Origin of the sequence: Geomonas edaphica (genome assembly GCF_004917075.1) — a bacterium.
GTDB lineage: Bacteria > Desulfobacterota > Desulfuromonadia > Geobacterales > Geobacteraceae > Geomonas > Geomonas edaphica.
In genome coordinates this window covers 591,676-607,500 of record NZ_SSYB01000005.1, presented here as the reverse complement: position 1 = coordinate 607,500, position 15,825 = coordinate 591,676, and the positions used below count along the sequence as shown (strand labels likewise).

14 protein-coding genes are annotated in these 15,825 nt (G+C 63.6%); 5 read left to right on the top strand and 9 right to left on the bottom strand.

All coding sequences use genetic code 11. From position 1 onward, the window contains the following. Positions 1–530: 530 nt before the first annotated feature. On the top strand, positions 531–1,403 hold the full coding sequence (locus E8K79_RS18480) for an EamA family transporter (protein WP_136516001.1): 873 nt from the start codon (positions 531–533) through the stop codon (positions 1,401–1,403). Between the two features lie 77 nt (positions 1,404–1,480). On the opposite strand, the gene E8K79_RS18475 is transcribed toward E8K79_RS18480, so the two are convergent. After that, positions 1,481–1,735, bottom strand: coding sequence for a YtxH domain-containing protein (locus E8K79_RS18475; protein WP_136516000.1), 255 nt, complete (start codon positions 1,733–1,735; stop codon positions 1,481–1,483). A gap of 239 nt (positions 1,736–1,974) precedes the next feature. Here E8K79_RS18475 and E8K79_RS18470 point away from each other — a divergent pair, with 239 nt between their 5' ends. Continuing rightward, the gene (locus tag E8K79_RS18470; protein ID WP_136515999.1) at positions 1,975–2,190 is read left to right on the top strand and encodes a hypothetical protein; all 216 of its coding nucleotides are present in this window, start codon (positions 1,975–1,977) and stop codon (positions 2,188–2,190) included. A 35-nt stretch (positions 2,191–2,225) separates the two neighbouring features. On the opposite strand, the gene E8K79_RS18465 is transcribed toward E8K79_RS18470, so the two are convergent. Further along, positions 2,226–3,683 (bottom strand): aminotransferase-like domain-containing protein, encoded by a 1,458-nt coding sequence (locus E8K79_RS18465; protein WP_281276107.1) that lies wholly within the window; start codon positions 3,681–3,683, stop codon positions 2,226–2,228. 393 nt (positions 3,684–4,076) lie between these two features. Between E8K79_RS18465 and E8K79_RS18460 the strand changes: the two genes are divergently transcribed. The 3 genes from E8K79_RS18460 (at position 4,077) to E8K79_RS18450 (ending at position 7,097) form a co-directional block, all read left to right on the top strand. After that, on the top strand, positions 4,077–4,754 hold the full coding sequence (locus E8K79_RS18460) for a response regulator (protein ID WP_136515998.1): 678 nt from the start codon (positions 4,077–4,079) through the stop codon (positions 4,752–4,754). 96 nt (positions 4,755–4,850) lie between these two features. Then, positions 4,851–5,879: a phosphate ABC transporter substrate-binding protein PstS gene (gene pstS / locus E8K79_RS18455; RefSeq protein ID WP_136515997.1), complete on the top strand. Its 1,029-nt coding sequence runs from the start codon at positions 4,851–4,853 to the stop codon at positions 5,877–5,879. A 198-nt stretch (positions 5,880–6,077) separates the two neighbouring features. After that, positions 6,078–7,097 carry a glycosyltransferase gene (locus tag E8K79_RS18450; RefSeq protein WP_136515996.1) on the top strand — a complete coding sequence of 340 codons (1,020 nt, stop codon included), beginning with the start codon at positions 6,078–6,080 and terminating at the stop codon, positions 7,095–7,097. A gap of 26 nt (positions 7,098–7,123) precedes the next feature. Here E8K79_RS18450 and E8K79_RS18445 read toward each other — a convergent pair whose 3' ends face one another. The 7 genes from E8K79_RS18445 to E8K79_RS18415 form a co-directional block, all read right to left on the bottom strand. After that, complete coding sequence (locus E8K79_RS18445; protein ID WP_136515995.1) at positions 7,124–8,554, bottom strand: fibronectin type III domain-containing protein; 1,431 nt, start codon at positions 8,552–8,554, stop codon at positions 7,124–7,126. Between the two features lie 39 nt (positions 8,555–8,593). Beyond that, positions 8,594–10,597, bottom strand: a complete 2,004-nt coding sequence (locus E8K79_RS18440; RefSeq protein ID WP_136515994.1) for a TonB-dependent receptor — start codon at positions 10,595–10,597, stop codon at positions 8,594–8,596. A 152-nt stretch (positions 10,598–10,749) separates the two neighbouring features. Next, complete coding sequence (locus E8K79_RS18435; protein ID WP_136515993.1) at positions 10,750–12,003, bottom strand: fibronectin type III domain-containing protein; 1,254 nt, start codon at positions 12,001–12,003, stop codon at positions 10,750–10,752. A 49-nt stretch (positions 12,004–12,052) separates the two neighbouring features. Then, the gene (locus E8K79_RS18430; RefSeq protein WP_136515992.1) at positions 12,053–12,850 is read right to left on the bottom strand and encodes an energy transducer TonB; all 798 of its coding nucleotides are present in this window, start codon (positions 12,848–12,850) and stop codon (positions 12,053–12,055) included. Then, positions 12,847–13,413: a hypothetical protein gene (locus E8K79_RS18425; RefSeq protein ID WP_136515991.1), complete on the bottom strand. Its 567-nt coding sequence runs from the start codon at positions 13,411–13,413 to the stop codon at positions 12,847–12,849. Before E8K79_RS18425 ends, E8K79_RS18430 begins: the two co-directional genes overlap by 4 nt. Before the next feature lie 164 nt (positions 13,414–13,577). Further along, positions 13,578–14,360, bottom strand: coding sequence for an energy-coupling factor transporter transmembrane component T family protein (locus E8K79_RS18420; RefSeq protein WP_136515990.1), 783 nt, complete (start codon positions 14,358–14,360; stop codon positions 13,578–13,580). Next, entirely contained in the window at positions 14,341–15,729 is a 1,389-nt protein-coding gene (locus tag E8K79_RS18415; RefSeq protein ID WP_136515989.1) for an ABC transporter ATP-binding protein, read from the bottom strand. Before E8K79_RS18415 ends, E8K79_RS18420 begins: the two co-directional genes overlap by 20 nt. Positions 15,730–15,825 lie beyond the last annotated feature (96 nt).

Genomic DNA, 15,825 nt, shown 5'->3' with positions numbered 1-15,825 from the left:
CTTTCGAGATGTTATTCCAGATACCAGGGCAGGTTATCCACGCGTTACTCACCCGTGCGCCACTCTCATCAGAGCAAGCTCTGAATCCCGTTCGACTTGCATGTGTTAAGCACGCCGCCAGCGTTCGTTCTGAGCCAGGATCAAACTCTCCAGTTTAAAGTGAAACCGGAAAATCCGATTCTAGTTTGAAACAACTGACTTACTTAAAAACCTACATTACTGTTTCGTCTACTATTTAGTTTTCAAAGACCAAGCCGCTGTTTGCGACAGACTCAGCACCCTACCTGAACCGTTCCAACCTGTCAAGATTTTCTTTTCTTAAATCTTTCTCAGATTTGCCGCCGCCGCAACTTTCCTGCGGTGACTGCTGGCTCAAATATTCGGTTGAAAAGAACGTCGTTGCTGCGGAGTCCAGCTTTATAACAAAGCGCGTCTGCATCGTCAACGACTTAATGAATAATTTTCTCTAACAGAGCAAAATACTCAGAAAGCGTTTCCTATTGCCGATCGACCTCGGCTATACTCCGCCCATGTCTAATCTAGCCTTTGCCCTTATCATCTTCTCTGCCGTGATGCACGCCACCTGGAACACGCTGGTTAAACGGAGCCATCACAAGACCGTCTTTATATGGTGGATGTTCATCTGTTCGATGTTCCCCTTCACCGCTATCATCGCCGTCATCGACGAACCCTTCCACTGGCCCGGCATCCACACCCTCACCATGATCGCCATCGGATCGGTGAGCTTCGTCCTCTACCACCTCCTGAACGGACGCGCCTATCGGGACGGGGACCTCTCTATTATCTATCCTCTCTCCCAGACCTCGATGGTATATGTCCCTATCTGGGGGGTGCTGCTTTTGGGCGAACGGCTTTCCCTTACCGGGATCTCCGGCATCCTGCTCGTTATCTTCGGCACCTTTTGCGTCCAGATGCGGCAGGTGTCGCTAGCCGAGGTCGCCCGCCCCTTCCGCGACCTGCAGAGCACCTCGGTCCGCGCGGCACTGCTGGCCGGCTTCATCTATTCCATCGGGTCCATCGCCGAGAAGACCGGCGTGCGCGACTACCCGCCCGTATTCTTCACATATTTCCTGGTCATCGCCATGCTCATACTCATGACGATAAACCTCTGCCGCCCGAAGTACCGCGAACTCATCGCCGAGGAGTGGCGCGCCAACTGGCGCCTCATTCTCTGGAGCGGCCCGACGGTCATGCTCTCCTTCCTCACGTTTCGCTACGGGCTCAACATGGCGCGCGTCGGGTACGCGGTTCCGGTGCGGCAGGTGAGTATCATGGTGGGCGTTCTGATCGGGATCTTCTTCCTGAAGGAATCTTTCGGCAGGATGCGCCTTGTGTCGGCGACACTCATAATGGCCGGCGCGGCGCTCATACGGTTCGGCTAATACATAAGTAAAAGACATAAAAAGGCCCGCAGCCTTTATGACCGCGGGCCCCTCAACCGACGAGACGCACTCTTCTGTTACCGCAAGTGCATCATCTTGCTCGCCTTGCCGCTCATGCTGGTCATGGTATCCGCCAGATCCTCCATCCGACCGGAGAGGTCCCGCATCAACCGGTCGCTCCTGTCGCTGACCGTTCTCCCCATCTTGATCATTTTCTTCCTGCTTTTGGCACCGGAGCAGGGAGCTAACAAAAGCCCAATACCTGCACCAAGCATCCCGCCCCCCAGAAGCATCATGAGGCCATTGATCGGTCTTTTCATCCTTTCGTTCATGATAGCGCCTCCTTTTAGACGATATCTACTGATGTCTCATTTTACCGCCGATCAAAAAAGGAAGTCCACCGGGAAATCGTCTACAGAACAACACGAAGGCTCGACTATAGCGAATACATTGCCCCATTGATGTATTCAGCATGGACAGCAAATACCTTTGGTGCTAAGTAAAAATATCAGGTTGATATTGAGCCTGTTAGCTGTATGTTTACGACATGTCTTGAGCAAGGAGAGTCGCCATGCTACTGGAACAACTGGTTGAAAAGGCGAAAAAGGAACCCGAGTACGACTGGGACTCATACTACAAGTGGTTCTTCAGTGAACAGGCCGGCCAGGAAGTGACCGGGTACACCTTCTGGGAATGCAAGAACTGCCTTACCGTCAACGTCCTGCTTCTTCCCGCACGCTACGGCAAATGCCGCTGCTGCTCACTGCTCCATCTCCCCTCCTCCTGACCCCCTTTCCAAAGCAGCGCCATAAGAGCCCCATATCATAAAGGCTGCAGCATCTCCTTGACCAGCGCGCCTAGAGTCTCTATGCCGCGCTCCGCCTTGTCATCCCAAAACGCCGTGGAAACCCGCATGTAGTTCCGGTACTTCCCGGAGAGCGAGAAGATCGAGCCGGGGGTGATGCTGATGCCGCGCTCCAGCGCGCGATGGAAGAGCTGCACCGAATCGATCACTTCGGGCATCTCGACCCAGAGCATGAAGCTGCCGCCGGGACGCGTCATGCGGGTCCCCTCCGGGAAGTGCCGCACGATGGCATCGGTCATCTGGGAGAGATTTTTCGCGTAGACCCGGCGAATCGCTCGCAGGTGATGGTCGTACCCCCCGTTGGCAAGAAATTCGGCGATGGCAAGCTGAGTCGGCGACGCGGTGGCGAGATTACTCATCATCTTGAGACGCTCCATCTCGGTCTGGTACCTGCCGCCGATGGCCCACCCGACGCGGTATCCCGGAGCGAGGGTCTTGGAGAAAGAAGAGCAGTAGATGACGAGCCCCTTGTGATCGAAGGCCTTCGCCGCGACCGGACGCTGGTCGGTGAAGCAGAGGTCACCGTAGATGTCGTCCTCGATGAGCGGGATCTCGTGACGGGCCAGAAGCTGCACCAGCTCGCGCTTGCGCTCGTCGGGCATCAGGGTCCCCAGGGGATTGCTGAAGTTTGGGATGACGAGGCAGGCGCTCACCTTGTTGTGCTCGATAGCGTAACTGAGCGCCTCGATGCTGATCCCCTCCTTCGGCGTCGACGGGATCTCCAGTGCCTTCAGCCCCATCTCGGCGATCAGTTGCAGAAAGTTGAAATAAAAAGGGGACTCGACGGCGATGGTGTCGCCGGGCTTGCAGGTGGCGTGCAGGGCGAGCTGCACCGCTTCGACGCACCCGGAGGTGACCAGTACCTCGTCCGGGCGCACCCCGACGCCGTAAATGAGGGAGCGCTTCGCGATCTGGGTGCGCAGCCGCTCGCTACCCGGGGGCATGAAATAGGAGATGCTCTGGGGCCCGAAGCGCCTGAGCTCGGCGGCCATGATGCGGCTTAACTTGTCCACCGGGAGATGCTGCGGGTTGGGGATCGCGCTCGCCAGGGGGAGGAGTTCCGGGTTCATCATGTTGCGGATCACCAACTGACAGAGGTCGCTGAAGGTGACCGCGGTGGCGCGGAAGCGCTGGTTGCTGGCAACCGGTTCCCCGGTGATCTCGGGGACCTTCGGACAGACGTAGTAGCCGGACTGCGGGCGCGCATGGATCACCCTGCGGTCCTCGAGCACGGCGTACGCCTGCATCACGGTGTTGATGCTCACGTTGAGCTTGGCGCTCAACTGCCTGATCGAAGGGAGCCTTTCGCCGACCCGATAGGTCCCCCCGTCGATGAGCGACACGATCTCGCTTCCCACCCGCTCGTACAACGGCCTGCAGTCCGACACCATCTCCAGGGCCATACCGCCTCCCATCCGCGCCACCTATACGTTCATGATGACGCGGGAAGTTGCCAACCAGTTGAAGTCTCTGGGCAAACTCTACCGTAATACCGTCCACACCCACAGTCACAGTTACACTCATTTCGGACGGGTACAGTTATCATAGGCAACAACTGTCACCATTACAATTGTGAATTACCGTATCAGTTCCAAAGAATCCCCTCATAGTCCGCAGCAGCCGTCCTTTCCCTCCCTCAATGTCACAAAACAAGGTCAGATCGGTAACCTGATTGAAACATTGCGTTGCTATCCTCCCGGCCATCAAACACCGAGCCAGGAAAAAAGGAGAAACGAGGTCATGTTGCAAATGGTTACAAGACGCACTGTTGCGCCCATCCAGACCATCCGGATGCCGGAGTAGCGCCGATGCAGACGATACTGATCATAGAAGATGAAAAGGACCTCGCCGAACTGGTCGCTTTCAACCTGGAGCGGGAAGGGTTCCGGGTGGTAACCGCCCACGACGGCCTCACCGGGCTGGACCAGGTCTCACGGATCAAACCGGACATGGTCATCCTCGACCTGATGCTTCCGGGGCTTTTAGGTACCGAGGTCTGCAAGACCATGAAGCGAAACGAGAAGACCGCCGCCATCCCGGTGCTCATGCTGACCGCGAAGGGCGAGGAGATCGACAAGGTGGTCGGTTTCGAGGTGGGGGCCGATGACTACGTGGTGAAGCCGTTCTCGACGCGTGAGCTGATACTGCGGGTCAGGGCGCTCTTAAGGCGCGCCGCGGCACCCCCCTCCCTGGGGAGCGTCGTGAAGGTGGGGCCGCTCACCCTGGACGTCGAGCGCCACTCCGTGTCAATCGACGGTGCCGAGGTCGCCTTCACCAGCACGGAGTTCAAGCTTTTGCACATCCTGGTGCAGCGGCAGGGAAGGCTGCAAAGCCGCGAGGTCCTCCTGCGCGACGTGTGGGGATACGCCTTCGTCGAGGACTCGCGCACGGTCGACACGCACATAACGAGGCTGCGCGGTAAGATGGGGGCCGCCGGCGAACTGATCAAGACGGTGCGTGGCTTCGGCTACAAGATCGAGCTGTGAAAGTTAACGGGAACGTACGGAGCCTGTAACAGAAACGCCACAACGCTTCATTACCATGCCGACATCTTTGAAAAACAACGAACAGGAGGAACATCGATGCTACACCGAATCAAAAAAGCCGTCATGACGCTGGCGCTCATCGCCGCAGTCGCCTGCGCCGGTCAGGCAAACGCCGAAACCCTTATCAACGGCGCTGGGGCCACCTTCCCCTACCCCCTCTACTCCAAGTGGTTCACCGAGTACGCCAAGGTGGACAAGGGGGTCAAGTTCAACTACCAGTCCATCGGTTCCGGCGGCGGCATCAAGCAGATCACCGCGCAGACCGTCGACTTCGGTGCAAGCGACAAGTTCCTCTCCGACGACGAGCTTAAGGCAGCCCCGGGCAAGCTGATCCATATCCCGACGGTCATGGGCGCCGTCGTGGTGACCTATAACGTTCCCGGCATCGGCACCGGCCTGAAACTTAACTCCGAGGACGTGGCCAACATCTACCTGGGCAAGATCACCATGTGGAACGACCCGAGGATCGCGGACGACAACAAAGGTGTGCACCTCCCGGCGAAACCGATCATCGTCGTGCATCGCTCCGACGGGTCAGGCACCACCAGCATCTTCACCGACTACCTTACCGGCGTGAACGCGGACTGGGCCCAGAAGGTGGGCAAGGGCGCTTCCGTGAAGTGGCCGGTTGGCCTTGGCGGCAAGGGGAACGAAGGGGTCGCGGGTCAGATCAAGACCACCCCGTACTCTATCGGCTACGTCGAGCTTGCTTACGCATTCGAAAACAAGCTCCCGTACGCATCCTTGAAGAACAAGGCGGGTGTCTTTGTGGAGCCCTCAATCAAATCCACCAGCGCTGCTGCCGCAGCGGCCGTTAAGCACATGCCGGCCGACTACCGCATCTCGCTGGTGAACCAGCCGGGCAGGGACGCCTACCCGGTGGTCGGCTTCACCTGGCTCCTCGTCTACGAGCAGCAGAAGGACGCGGCCAAGGGGAAACACGTGGTCGAGTTCCTCAACTGGGCCATGGCCAAGGGGCAGAAGATGGCCGCCCCGATGCTCTACGCACCGCTGCCGGAAAACGTCGTGAAGATGGTGCAGAAGACCATAAAGACCATCAAGTAAAGCATCCCCATAAGCGGCAAACCCACGGGGCATCGGAACATACCGGTGCCCCGTTTTCTTTATTAGAGCCCATGAGAGATCCCAGCCATCCCCTCTCGGAGAAGCGCTGACCCCGGGCATTATCTTTCCTCTTGGTCCCGCTCCGGAGTCCTGTTAATGTGGGGCGCGTGAAACCGGACCTTCAAGGGAGACGCGACCATGAACAGAGCCACCAACACGCCGGCGGTATCGATCCTGATGCCGGTGCGCAACGAGGAGAAGCATCTCCGGGCGGCGCTCGCCTCGCTCTCGGCGCAGAGTTTCAAGGATTGGGAGCTGGTTGCCGTGGATGACGGCTCGAGGGACGCCACCCCGGAGCTTTTGGCCCGGGCGGCCGCAGCTGATGCGCGCATACGGGTGCTGCAAACCGGAGGGCTCGGGCTTGTCCCGGCCCTGAACATGGGGCTTGCCGCCTGTCGCGCCGACCTCATCGCACGCATGGACGGCGACGACGTCTGCCACCCGGCGCGGCTCGCGGCGCAGGTAGACTACCTCGCCGACCACAAAGAGGTGGGACTTCTCGCCTGCTCCTTCCGGCACTTCCCCCGCCACCGGGTCGGCATGGGGATGAGCGGCTACGAGCGGTGGCAGAACGCACTTTTGGGGCACGAGGAGATCTCCGCCGACCTATTCGTCGAGTCCCCCTTCGTGCACCCGAGCGTCATATTCAGAAAGGGAGAGATCGAGCGGACCGGAGGCTACCGGGACATGGGGTGGCCCGAGGACTACGACCTGTGGCTGCGCATGGCCGCGGCGGGGACACGGTTCGCACGGCTCCCGGAGACGCTCTTTTATTGGCGCGAACGGCCGGAGCGGACCACGCGCACGAGCCCGGCCTATACGCAGGACGCCTTCCGCCGCTGCAAGCTGCACCACCTGCTGGAGGGTTTTCTGAAGGACGAGCGAGAGGTGATCCTGGCCGGGGCGGGACTCGAGGGGAGGGCCTGGCAGCGGCTTCTCAAGGAGGCGGGGATAGGGGTTTCTTACTGGGTCGACGTCGACCCCAAAAAGATCGGACGTCCCCTGCACGGCGCGCCGGTCCTCGCCACGAGCGAGCTTACCCGCACCGGCGTCAAGCTTCTCATGACGGTGGGGGCCCGCGGCGCGCGTGACGTGGTGCGGCAGACCTCGCAGAAAGCGGGTTTCATCGAGGGGGTCGACGCCGTCTGCGTAGCGTGAGCCTGCGCGGCAGCCCCCTCCTCCCCCTACTTCCTGAGCGAGATGCTCAAGACGGGAGTTCCGGCGGTGCCGTTTCGAACCGACACGAACATCTCCTTGCCGTAGGAAAACTGGCCGTGATACCCCGAGACGCCCGCCGCGGCCAGGGCGCCCTGCTGATCCATGGCAAGGGTGTAACCGCCAGGGAGGAGCGTTGAGCCGCCGGCATCCTGGAAGGCGGTGTAGAGTAGCCCCCCGGCGGCGTCGACCGTCTGGGTGCCGTGACTCCACCCCGGCGCCGCACCGTAGATTTCGTGAACGCCGAAGCTACCGGCCAGGTCGGCCGTGAGGTAGCTCGAAGCGGTAAGGAGCACGGCGGGCGGGTGCACGAGCTGCATGATGCGCAGAAGCGGCGCGCCCCCCGCGTCGGTGGCCGTCGCCACGATGGTCATCTTGTCCGCCGACATGATCCCCTGGGTCACGAGTGCCGCGGGCTGCGGCGTCACCCCCGCGTACAGGGTCTCGCTCACCACGCCGTCCGCGGTGATGGCGAGGCTCACCGCCTTGCTCCCTCCACCGGGAAGGGCACGCGGAGTAGGCCCGTTCAGGGAGAGGTAGGTCACCCCCTGGTCCTGCCCCACCTGGCAGCTTGCGTACTCCCACTCCGGAACGAGGCCTGCCGAGAGCTGGTGGTAGACGTAAGGGAGCGGTCCCGCCACGAGCCTTCCCGTCCCCTTCACGTCCGCCGCGCTGAAGACGATGCCGGGGACGCTCTTCTGCATGACCATCAGCATCTTCCCACCGCCGGAAAGGGTTGCCGTCCCGACCATGAGATCCTTGTAGAGGTTCGCCGCCACGGTTCCCTGGAAGCCCGCCGCCTGACCGCTTTGCCTCACCGTACCGTCTGACAAAAGGGTCATCGCCGTGAAGATTTCCGCCGGTGCCGAGCTCCCACCCAGACTGTCCTCGTAGCGCGTGACGCTGACCGCACCCGAGGCGTCGATCCCGACCGAGCCGCGCAACCAGCGCGGGCTTGGACCGGTCACCAGGGCGTTGAAGCGCCAAGTCCCCTCCAGGTCGGCCTGGCTGAAGGGGCCGGGGGGCTCGGGCACCACGGATACCTCGGGAGATAGGGCGCTCTCGCCGTTTGAGTTGTAGGCGCTCACCGCGAAGTAGTAGCGGGTACCGTTGTCGAGCCCGGGCACGATGACCGAGGTGCCGGTGATCTCGGCCACCTTGGCGCCCCCGCCCGCGGCCAGCCCGGAGACGCTCGAGTAGTAGACGTGGTAGCCGGCCGCACCTTGCGCCGGGCTCCAGGAAAGCGAGACCTGCCGGTCGCCCGGGACCGCCACCACCCCGGCAGGCGTCGCGGCCATGCCCGGGTCGTAGCGCCACGGGGACGCACCGCAGGCGTTCAGCCCGGCGGTAATGAAGAAAGCGGCAACAAGAATGAATAAACTACGCCAGGTGCACTGCATCTGGAAAATCCTCCCGGGTCCGCCGCTGCGGACCCCGCGTCAGAGACGGTATTCGAACCCGCCGTAGATGTACCGCCCCGGCTGCGGGAAGCCGTAGCTCGTCTCGTAGTTCCGGTCGAAGAGGTTGTTCGCCCCCACGTAGAGCTCCACGCGATCCTTCAGCACCTTCCGGCTCAACCTCACGTTCACCAGCACGTAGTCGTCGAGCTTCGCCTTTTGCACCACCGCCGCGCTGTCCTTCGTATAGAAATACTGGTTGGCGACGTAGTTGACGGCGACGTAGGCGGTGGCACCGCAGCGCGCGTCGTAGCGTCCCTCGAGGGTCACCTTGTCGCGCGGGTTGTACTGCACCTCGTCCCGGCCGGGACGTGAGCGGTCCTCCGAGTGCAGATAGGTGTATCCCCCGCGCAGCATGAGCCGGTCCAGCGGATGCACCTCACCCTGAAGTTCGGCGCCGGCGAAGCGCACCTCGGAGAGGTTCATGTTGCGGCCGGCGGCCTGGTCGTTCTGGATCAGGTTGTCGGCGTCGGTGTAGAAGCCGGTGACGGCCACCCTCGCCTCGCGCGGCAGCTTCTGCTCGACACCCGCCTCGAAACTGCGCGAGGTCTCGGCGACGAGCGCGTCGTTTCCCTTAGAGAGATCGTAAAGGTCGCCAAGCGACGGGAAGCGGACGTTACGTTTGAAGGAAGCCTTCAAGCGGGTGTCCGGCAAAATGTCGTAACTCCCCCCGAGCAGGAAGCTGTAGTCGTCCTGGTCCAGTTCGCTTCTGTGCTGCCAGTAATGACCGTAACCGGCGACGAGCCCCACTCCGGTGACCGGAGAGAACTCGTACTCGGCTCCCGCCGAATAAAGCGAGAGCGAATGGTCCCTTGATAGATCGCTGTAGGTCGGGGTCCCGCCGGGGACCGGGTTCACCGTCTGTACGCCGTCGTTCTCCCAGGCGTCGCGCTCGGCGCCAAGCGACAAGGTGAGCGTCCCGAAGCGGCCGAAGTCGTACTTAGGCTGGAGCGTCGCACCGTAGACCGAGGTGCGCACCTCCTCCCGGAAGGAGCCGTCCGCGAGGAAGGAATCGAGCCGCGCGTCGTCGTACTGGTTCACGTCCTCCTCGTGACGGTTCAGGTAGGTCCAGCCGCGCAAGGTGAGACGCTCGCCCGCCGCGTACTCCCCCGCCAGCTGCAGGTAGAGCCCCGAGTAGTCCTCCACCCGGACGTACTTGGGGGGCGAGGCGAAGGGATCGATCGGATCGCCGATGGTGCCGGCGGGCTTGCCGTAGCTCCCCTCGCCGTAGCTCAGGGTAAGACCAAGGGCCAGGTCGGCGGTCGGGGTGAATCCGAGGGTGCCGAGGAAGTTGCGCCGTTCCTTGTCGCTGTTGTCGCGGTAGCCGGTGTTCTGGTTCGCGGTCCGGTCGAAGTCATTCGAGAGGGGGAAGCCGTCCACCCGGTTCGCGCTGCCGCTAAGAAAATAGCTGAAGCGCTCCGTGGCGGCGGAGAGGGTCCCTTTCGCGAGGTAGGGGGCGTGGTCGCCGAACTCGCCGGACACGGTCCCCCGCACGCCGGGGGTCCCCTTGCGGGTGATGACGTTGATCACCCCGCCCAGCCCCCCCTGGCCGTAGAGCACCGAGCTCGCCCCGGAGGTGAGCTTTATCTCGGCGATGTTCTCGGTGGGGATGGTGGTCGGGTCGAACTGCATGTCGACGGCGGAGTTCATCGGGACGCCGTCCAGGAGCAGGAGCACGTGGCGCGTCCTGAAGCCGCGGATATCAATGCGCGGCACCCCTTCGGCGCCGGTCCGCACGTTGACGCCGGGCAAGAGCTGCAGCGCCTGGTCGAGCGTCCGCGCCCCGCTCGCCCTGATCTGATCCTCGCTCACCCGGTAGAGCGTCTGGCTCGCCTCTTCTCCCGGCCCGCCGTCGGCGCGGTTACCGGACACCACCACCTCGCCGAGCGCGTAACTCTCCGAAGCGCCCCCGCCCGTTTCGCCCCTGGCCACGGCGGCCTGCGCGCAGCAAAGAGCTAAGAGGCCGATTCCCGTTCTTAATTTCATGGATACCTTCCTGAATGATGACGCGCCCCTCCCCTTGGAGAAGAGGGGGCCGCCGACACGCCCATGTCCCCTCCCCCGCCTGCGGACCGCAGCCCTTCGGTGGGCGTAGGCCCGGAGGCGGGGGAGGGTTAGGGAGGGGGGAAGCCGTCGCCTTATTGCGGGACGCCCTGTTTCGGGTTGGTCTGGCCGCCGCTCTCCAGGCCGGAGCCTATCGCGGTGACGGTGATCCAGTAGCTCGCGCCTGGTGTGAGACCGGTGATCGTGAGCGGCGAACCCGTGGAGGAGACCTTCTGGTTATACGTCATTACCGCTAAGGTTGTGGGAGCGGTTGCACTCTCCATGTAGTAGACGTTGTAGGAGGTAGCAAGCGGCACCCAGTCCCAGGAAACTGCCAGGGAACCGGCACCAGCGGTCACGGAGACCCCGGTCGGCTTGGCCGGGGCCTGAGCCGATGCGGAAGGTTTGGCGGATGACTGGCTGGACGTCGAGGTGCTCTCTCCCGCGATGTTAGAGGCAGTCACCAGGAAATAGTAGGTGGTGCCGTTGGCAAGTCCGGTCACGGTGAGCCCCGGCTGCGTGAGCCCGGCAAGGGACTCGTCCGCGGTGAGGGACACCTTGGTCCCGGTCGAAGTGGTGAAGCCGGAGGTCGTGGAGTAATAGACGTTGTAGGAGGTGGCGCCGGCTACGGCGCTCCAGGCCATGGTGACCTGGCCGTTGCCGCCAGACACCCTCAGCCCCTGAACCTTTCCTGGCAGCGCCGGAAGGGGCTTCGCCGAGGCCTCGTCCGAAACGGCCCCCTCGCCGGCCAGGTTTGCCGCGACAACCACGAAGTAGTAGGTGGTGCCGTTGACGAGCCCGGTGATGGCCTGACCGCTGGTCGCCCCGGCAACCTTGGTGCCGTTGCCTGCGGTGACGCCCGCGGCGGTGCCGTAATAGACGTTGTAGGAGGAGGCACCGGGCGCCGGTGACCAGGAGATGGTCGCCTGTGCATCGCCGCCGGTCACCACCACACCGGAAACCTTGTCAGGGAGTGGGGGAAGCGGCGTGACGCTCGCCTCGTCCGAGACGGCGCTCTCGCCGTGGGTGCCGACGGCGGTGACCACGAAATAGTATGTGGTGCCGTTTGCAAGGCCGGTGATGGCCTGGCCGCTGGTCGCCCCGGCCACCTTGGTGCCGTTGCCTGCGGTCACGCCCGGGTTGGTGCCGTAGTAGACGTTGTAGGAGGTGGCGTCAACGGAGGCGGTCCAGGTAACGGTCGCCTGGCTGTCCCCCGCGGTCGCCGCCATCGCGGTCGGCTTGGCCGGAGCGTTGGAGTCGCTCGAACCGCTCGAGCCGCAGCCGGCAAAAAACAGCGCGAGAACGGTCAGGGTGATGGCGGCAAGCCACCGAAAAAGCTGCTTCTTCATTGGGTCGTTTCTCCTTTTTTAAAAAAAATCCTCAACAGAGGGGGGTGCGTCATTTCCTGGCCAGGGCGAAGGTGATGGTCACCTCGAACGGCTCATCCGGCGACAGCTCCGCGGGGACCGGGGGAAAGGCCCCCACGGAGCTGATGGCGCGGGTCGCCGCGGCATCGAGAAAGGGGTGTCCACAGGAGTCGACCGGCTCGACGCTCTTCAGCGAACCGTCACGCCGCAGCATGAACCTTCTACGGCAACTCCCTTCCCGGCCGGACTTGCGCGCTGCCAGTGGGTATTCCTTGTGCGCCTCTACGAGCCGCTTCAACAGCGCCTGATAGCCGCCGCGGACCTCCCTCCCCGCGCCTTGCCCCGACGAAGCCGGCGCTGCGGCAGGTGCCGCAAAAGGCCCCCGGCCGCTTCCCATGCCGCGGTTATCCGCCTCGATCGTTGCTCCGGCCGCGGCGCACCCACTCCCTGCGGCGGGATGCAACGCTCCGGCCGGAGCGCCGACGACAGGCACGACGGGACTCGCGGACGTCCGGGGCGGTGCTGCCGGCGACACCGGTTCCGTCCGGGAAGCCGTAGCGCTCGGCCCAACGACGGGAGGCATCGCCGCGGGTGCCGCCCGTCGTGCAAGAGGAACCGGGGATACCGGAAAAGTCGCTCTCCCCGGCGCGGGTGCTTTTTCAGCCCCCCCCAAATCCAGGTACGCGACCACCGCCTGGCGGTTGCGCTCTTCCCGCACCCCTTCCCGCTGCCAAAGCCTTCCCGCCCCGTAGAGCAGAAAAAGGTGCACCAAAAAGGAAAGCAGGAGCAGCGGCGCCACCGGCAAGGTCTCGGCGCGGAGCGGGCTCACGTCGCGGCCGCCCCCTGGTCGATCAGACCGTTCTTGCGGAGCCTACGGATGATGGCCGGGACGGCAAGCGCCCCGAGCCCGCCCCAAAGCCCGTTCATCCCCGCCGAGATCACCGTTTTCTGCAGCATAATCTCCTCGTCCATGCCGAGAAGCCATTCGACGCCGGTGTTAGCGCCGGCTCGCAAAAGCGACGCCAGCACCCCGACCGTGGCGCACGCGAGGAGGCTCGTGACAAAGGCGGGGGCGATCAGGCCGGCCAGGTCCACCACGAGTGCCGGGAGCAGGAACTTGACCAGCACCATCGCGCCGCCGCTCCCCATGCCGAGGATCACGCTGGCAAGGCTCGTGATGAGCCCGACCAGAGTCGCCGCGCCGACCTTCGGGACGCATCCCCTGGCGAGTAGGAAGAAGAACATGGTGAAAAACATGACGTGCCCCGGCAGGTGCAGGTGCAGCCTGAGCCCGGCGCGGGTGAGCACGATCAGGGTCGCGCAGAAGCAGAGCAGGACCGCCTCCCGCAGGGTAAAGCGGCGCCATATATAGATTCTTTCCGTTTGTTCCATTGTTTCTCCTTGGGGACAGGCTCCATAGGTGCCTGTCCCCTTTTCAGATGTCCCCTTTCGGACGTCCCCGCCCCCGCCTGCGGACCGTAGCCCTTCGGTGGGCGTAGGCCCGGAGGGTGAGGGGTGCGTTCTCAACAACACGCCGCAGCACGCGGGATCTGGGACTAATCAGTAAGTGCTTTAACCGGGTACGCCCCGTCCCTGCCCTCAACCTCGCTAACCGCCTCCTCCCCGTCCGCCCTTCCCATCGCGGCCACATCGAGGTAGGTCCGCTCCCGGTGCAGACCGAAGGCGCGCGCCTCGGCGGAGCGGGACACCTCGTCGGCAGTCCTGAAGGCACGGACCATGAGCGGAAGCACCACGCAATTGAAGAGATCGGGCCAGTTGCGCGGGTTCATCTGCTCCCGCGGGGATAGTCGCGCCCCCCTCAACCGCTGCAGCGCCACGATCTCCTCGAGCTCCCGGAAAAACAGCGGCACGAACCGGACGCTCACGAACACCAGGAAGGAGAGCCGGTACGGAACGATCCGGCGCAGCGCCGCCATCGCCTCGCTGGTGCGCGTGGTGCGCAGGAAGACGGCGCCCGGGAGGTAGAAAAGTACGATCTGCGTCGAGATGCGCACCCCGGGCCAAAGCCCCTTCTCCACACCGTCCAGCATGCAGTAAAGCGGGATGACCATGGCCGCCTGAAAGGCGAAGAGCCGCACGTCGCACCAGAGGTCACGCAGGGTGAGTCGCGCCGACAGGTAGTAGGCGAGCGTCCCCATGACCAGGATCGCCTGCATCAACGGCGTACGCCCCCCCGCCGCCAGCGCGCTCAGGAACACCCCGAAAAGAAGCTTCCATCCCGCCCCCATCCGGTGCACCGGCGAATCGTGCTCGGCGAACCGGCAGGGATAGCCGCGGCTTCTGAGCGAGGTGCGAAACTTAGGCGGCCCTTTCTGCAATGCCGCCCTCCTGAAGATGCAGACTGCGATCGGCCCAGCGCCGGTCCGGCAGTTCGTCGTGCGAGGCGATCAGCACCGTCGTGCCGTAGCGGATCGGCATCCTGCCGAGGATCGCCAAAAGGCTCAGGCGCTGCGGGAAATCAAGCCCGGCGAAAGGCTCGTCCAGAAGCAGCAATACCGGACGCGGCGCCACCACGGTCGCAAGGGCCACGCGGTGCTGCTCCCCGAAAGAGAGGGTGAGCGGCGCACGTTCCGCGAGATGGGCGATGCCGCAAAAGGAGAGGGTCTCGTCAACGATGCGGTCGATTTCTTCTGCCGGGTAGGAGAGGCGCTCCAGCGAGAAGGCGACCTCCTCCCGGACCGTCTCGGCAAAGAGCTGGCGGGCCGGGTTCTGCATCAGGAAACCGAGCCTGCCGCGCAGCGTCCCCGGCCCCGGTTTCTCCGTTCCCGCCACCCATACCCGCCCCGAGTCGGCGGGGAGAAGCCCGGCGAGGCAGCGCAGGAAGCTCGACTTCCCCGCACCGTTTTGCCCGAACAGATGGACACGCTCGCCGCGACATACGCGCAAGGTCGCCCTCTTCAGCACCCGGCCCGTCTCCGGGTAGGCAACGTCCAGCCCCTGCACGTCGAGGACCGGCCTCGTCCCGTAGAGGGTCGCCGAATAGGGGAGCAGGAAGGCCTTGGGACGGTAGCGCACCTGGTCCGGCGGCGTCGCGTCGTCACGGACCAGACGCCCCCCCTCCAGCCTCAGGTACCGGTCGATGAGCGCCGTGAACGGGCGCGGGTCGTGCTCGGCCATGACGATGGTGTGCCCGCGCGCCTTTAAAAGCGCGAAGATGGCGACCAGCTCGTTCTTTCCCGCGGCGTCGAGCTGCGAGGTCGGCTCGTCCAGCAGGATGAGACCGGGGCGCATGGACAGGACCGAGGCGAGGGCGAGGCGCTGCTTCTGCCCCGCCGAGAAACGCTCGACGCTGCGCGCCTCCTCCCCCTCCAGCCCGACCGCGCGGAGCCCCTCGCGCACCCTGATAGCGATCTCGTCCGGCGCCACGCAGAGGTTCTCCGGGCCGAAGGCCACCTCCTCCGCCACGGTGCTGCAGAGGATCTGCGAATCCGGGACCTGGAAGAGGATCCCCGCGGACGGGGCCGCCTCATCCTCGGCAGGCGCCACGCGAATGGCCCCCTGCCGCCTCCCCCCACGCAGGAGCCCCATTACCGCCAGCAGCAGCGTGCTCTTGCCGCAGCCGGAATCGCCGGTCAGGCAGACGAACTCGCCGCGCCGCACGGCGCAGGAGATCCCCTCCAGCACCGGAGCAGCCGCGCCGTGGTAGGTGAAGTCGAAACGCTCTATTTCCAGGACTCTATCGTGCAAAAAATCTCCAATATGCTCCTCCCCCCGGAGGTAAGCCGGCCCCCTTTGCGCGCCCTTTCAGGTACCCCGTGTCCTCTCTGAGAACGGTGGCCTTAT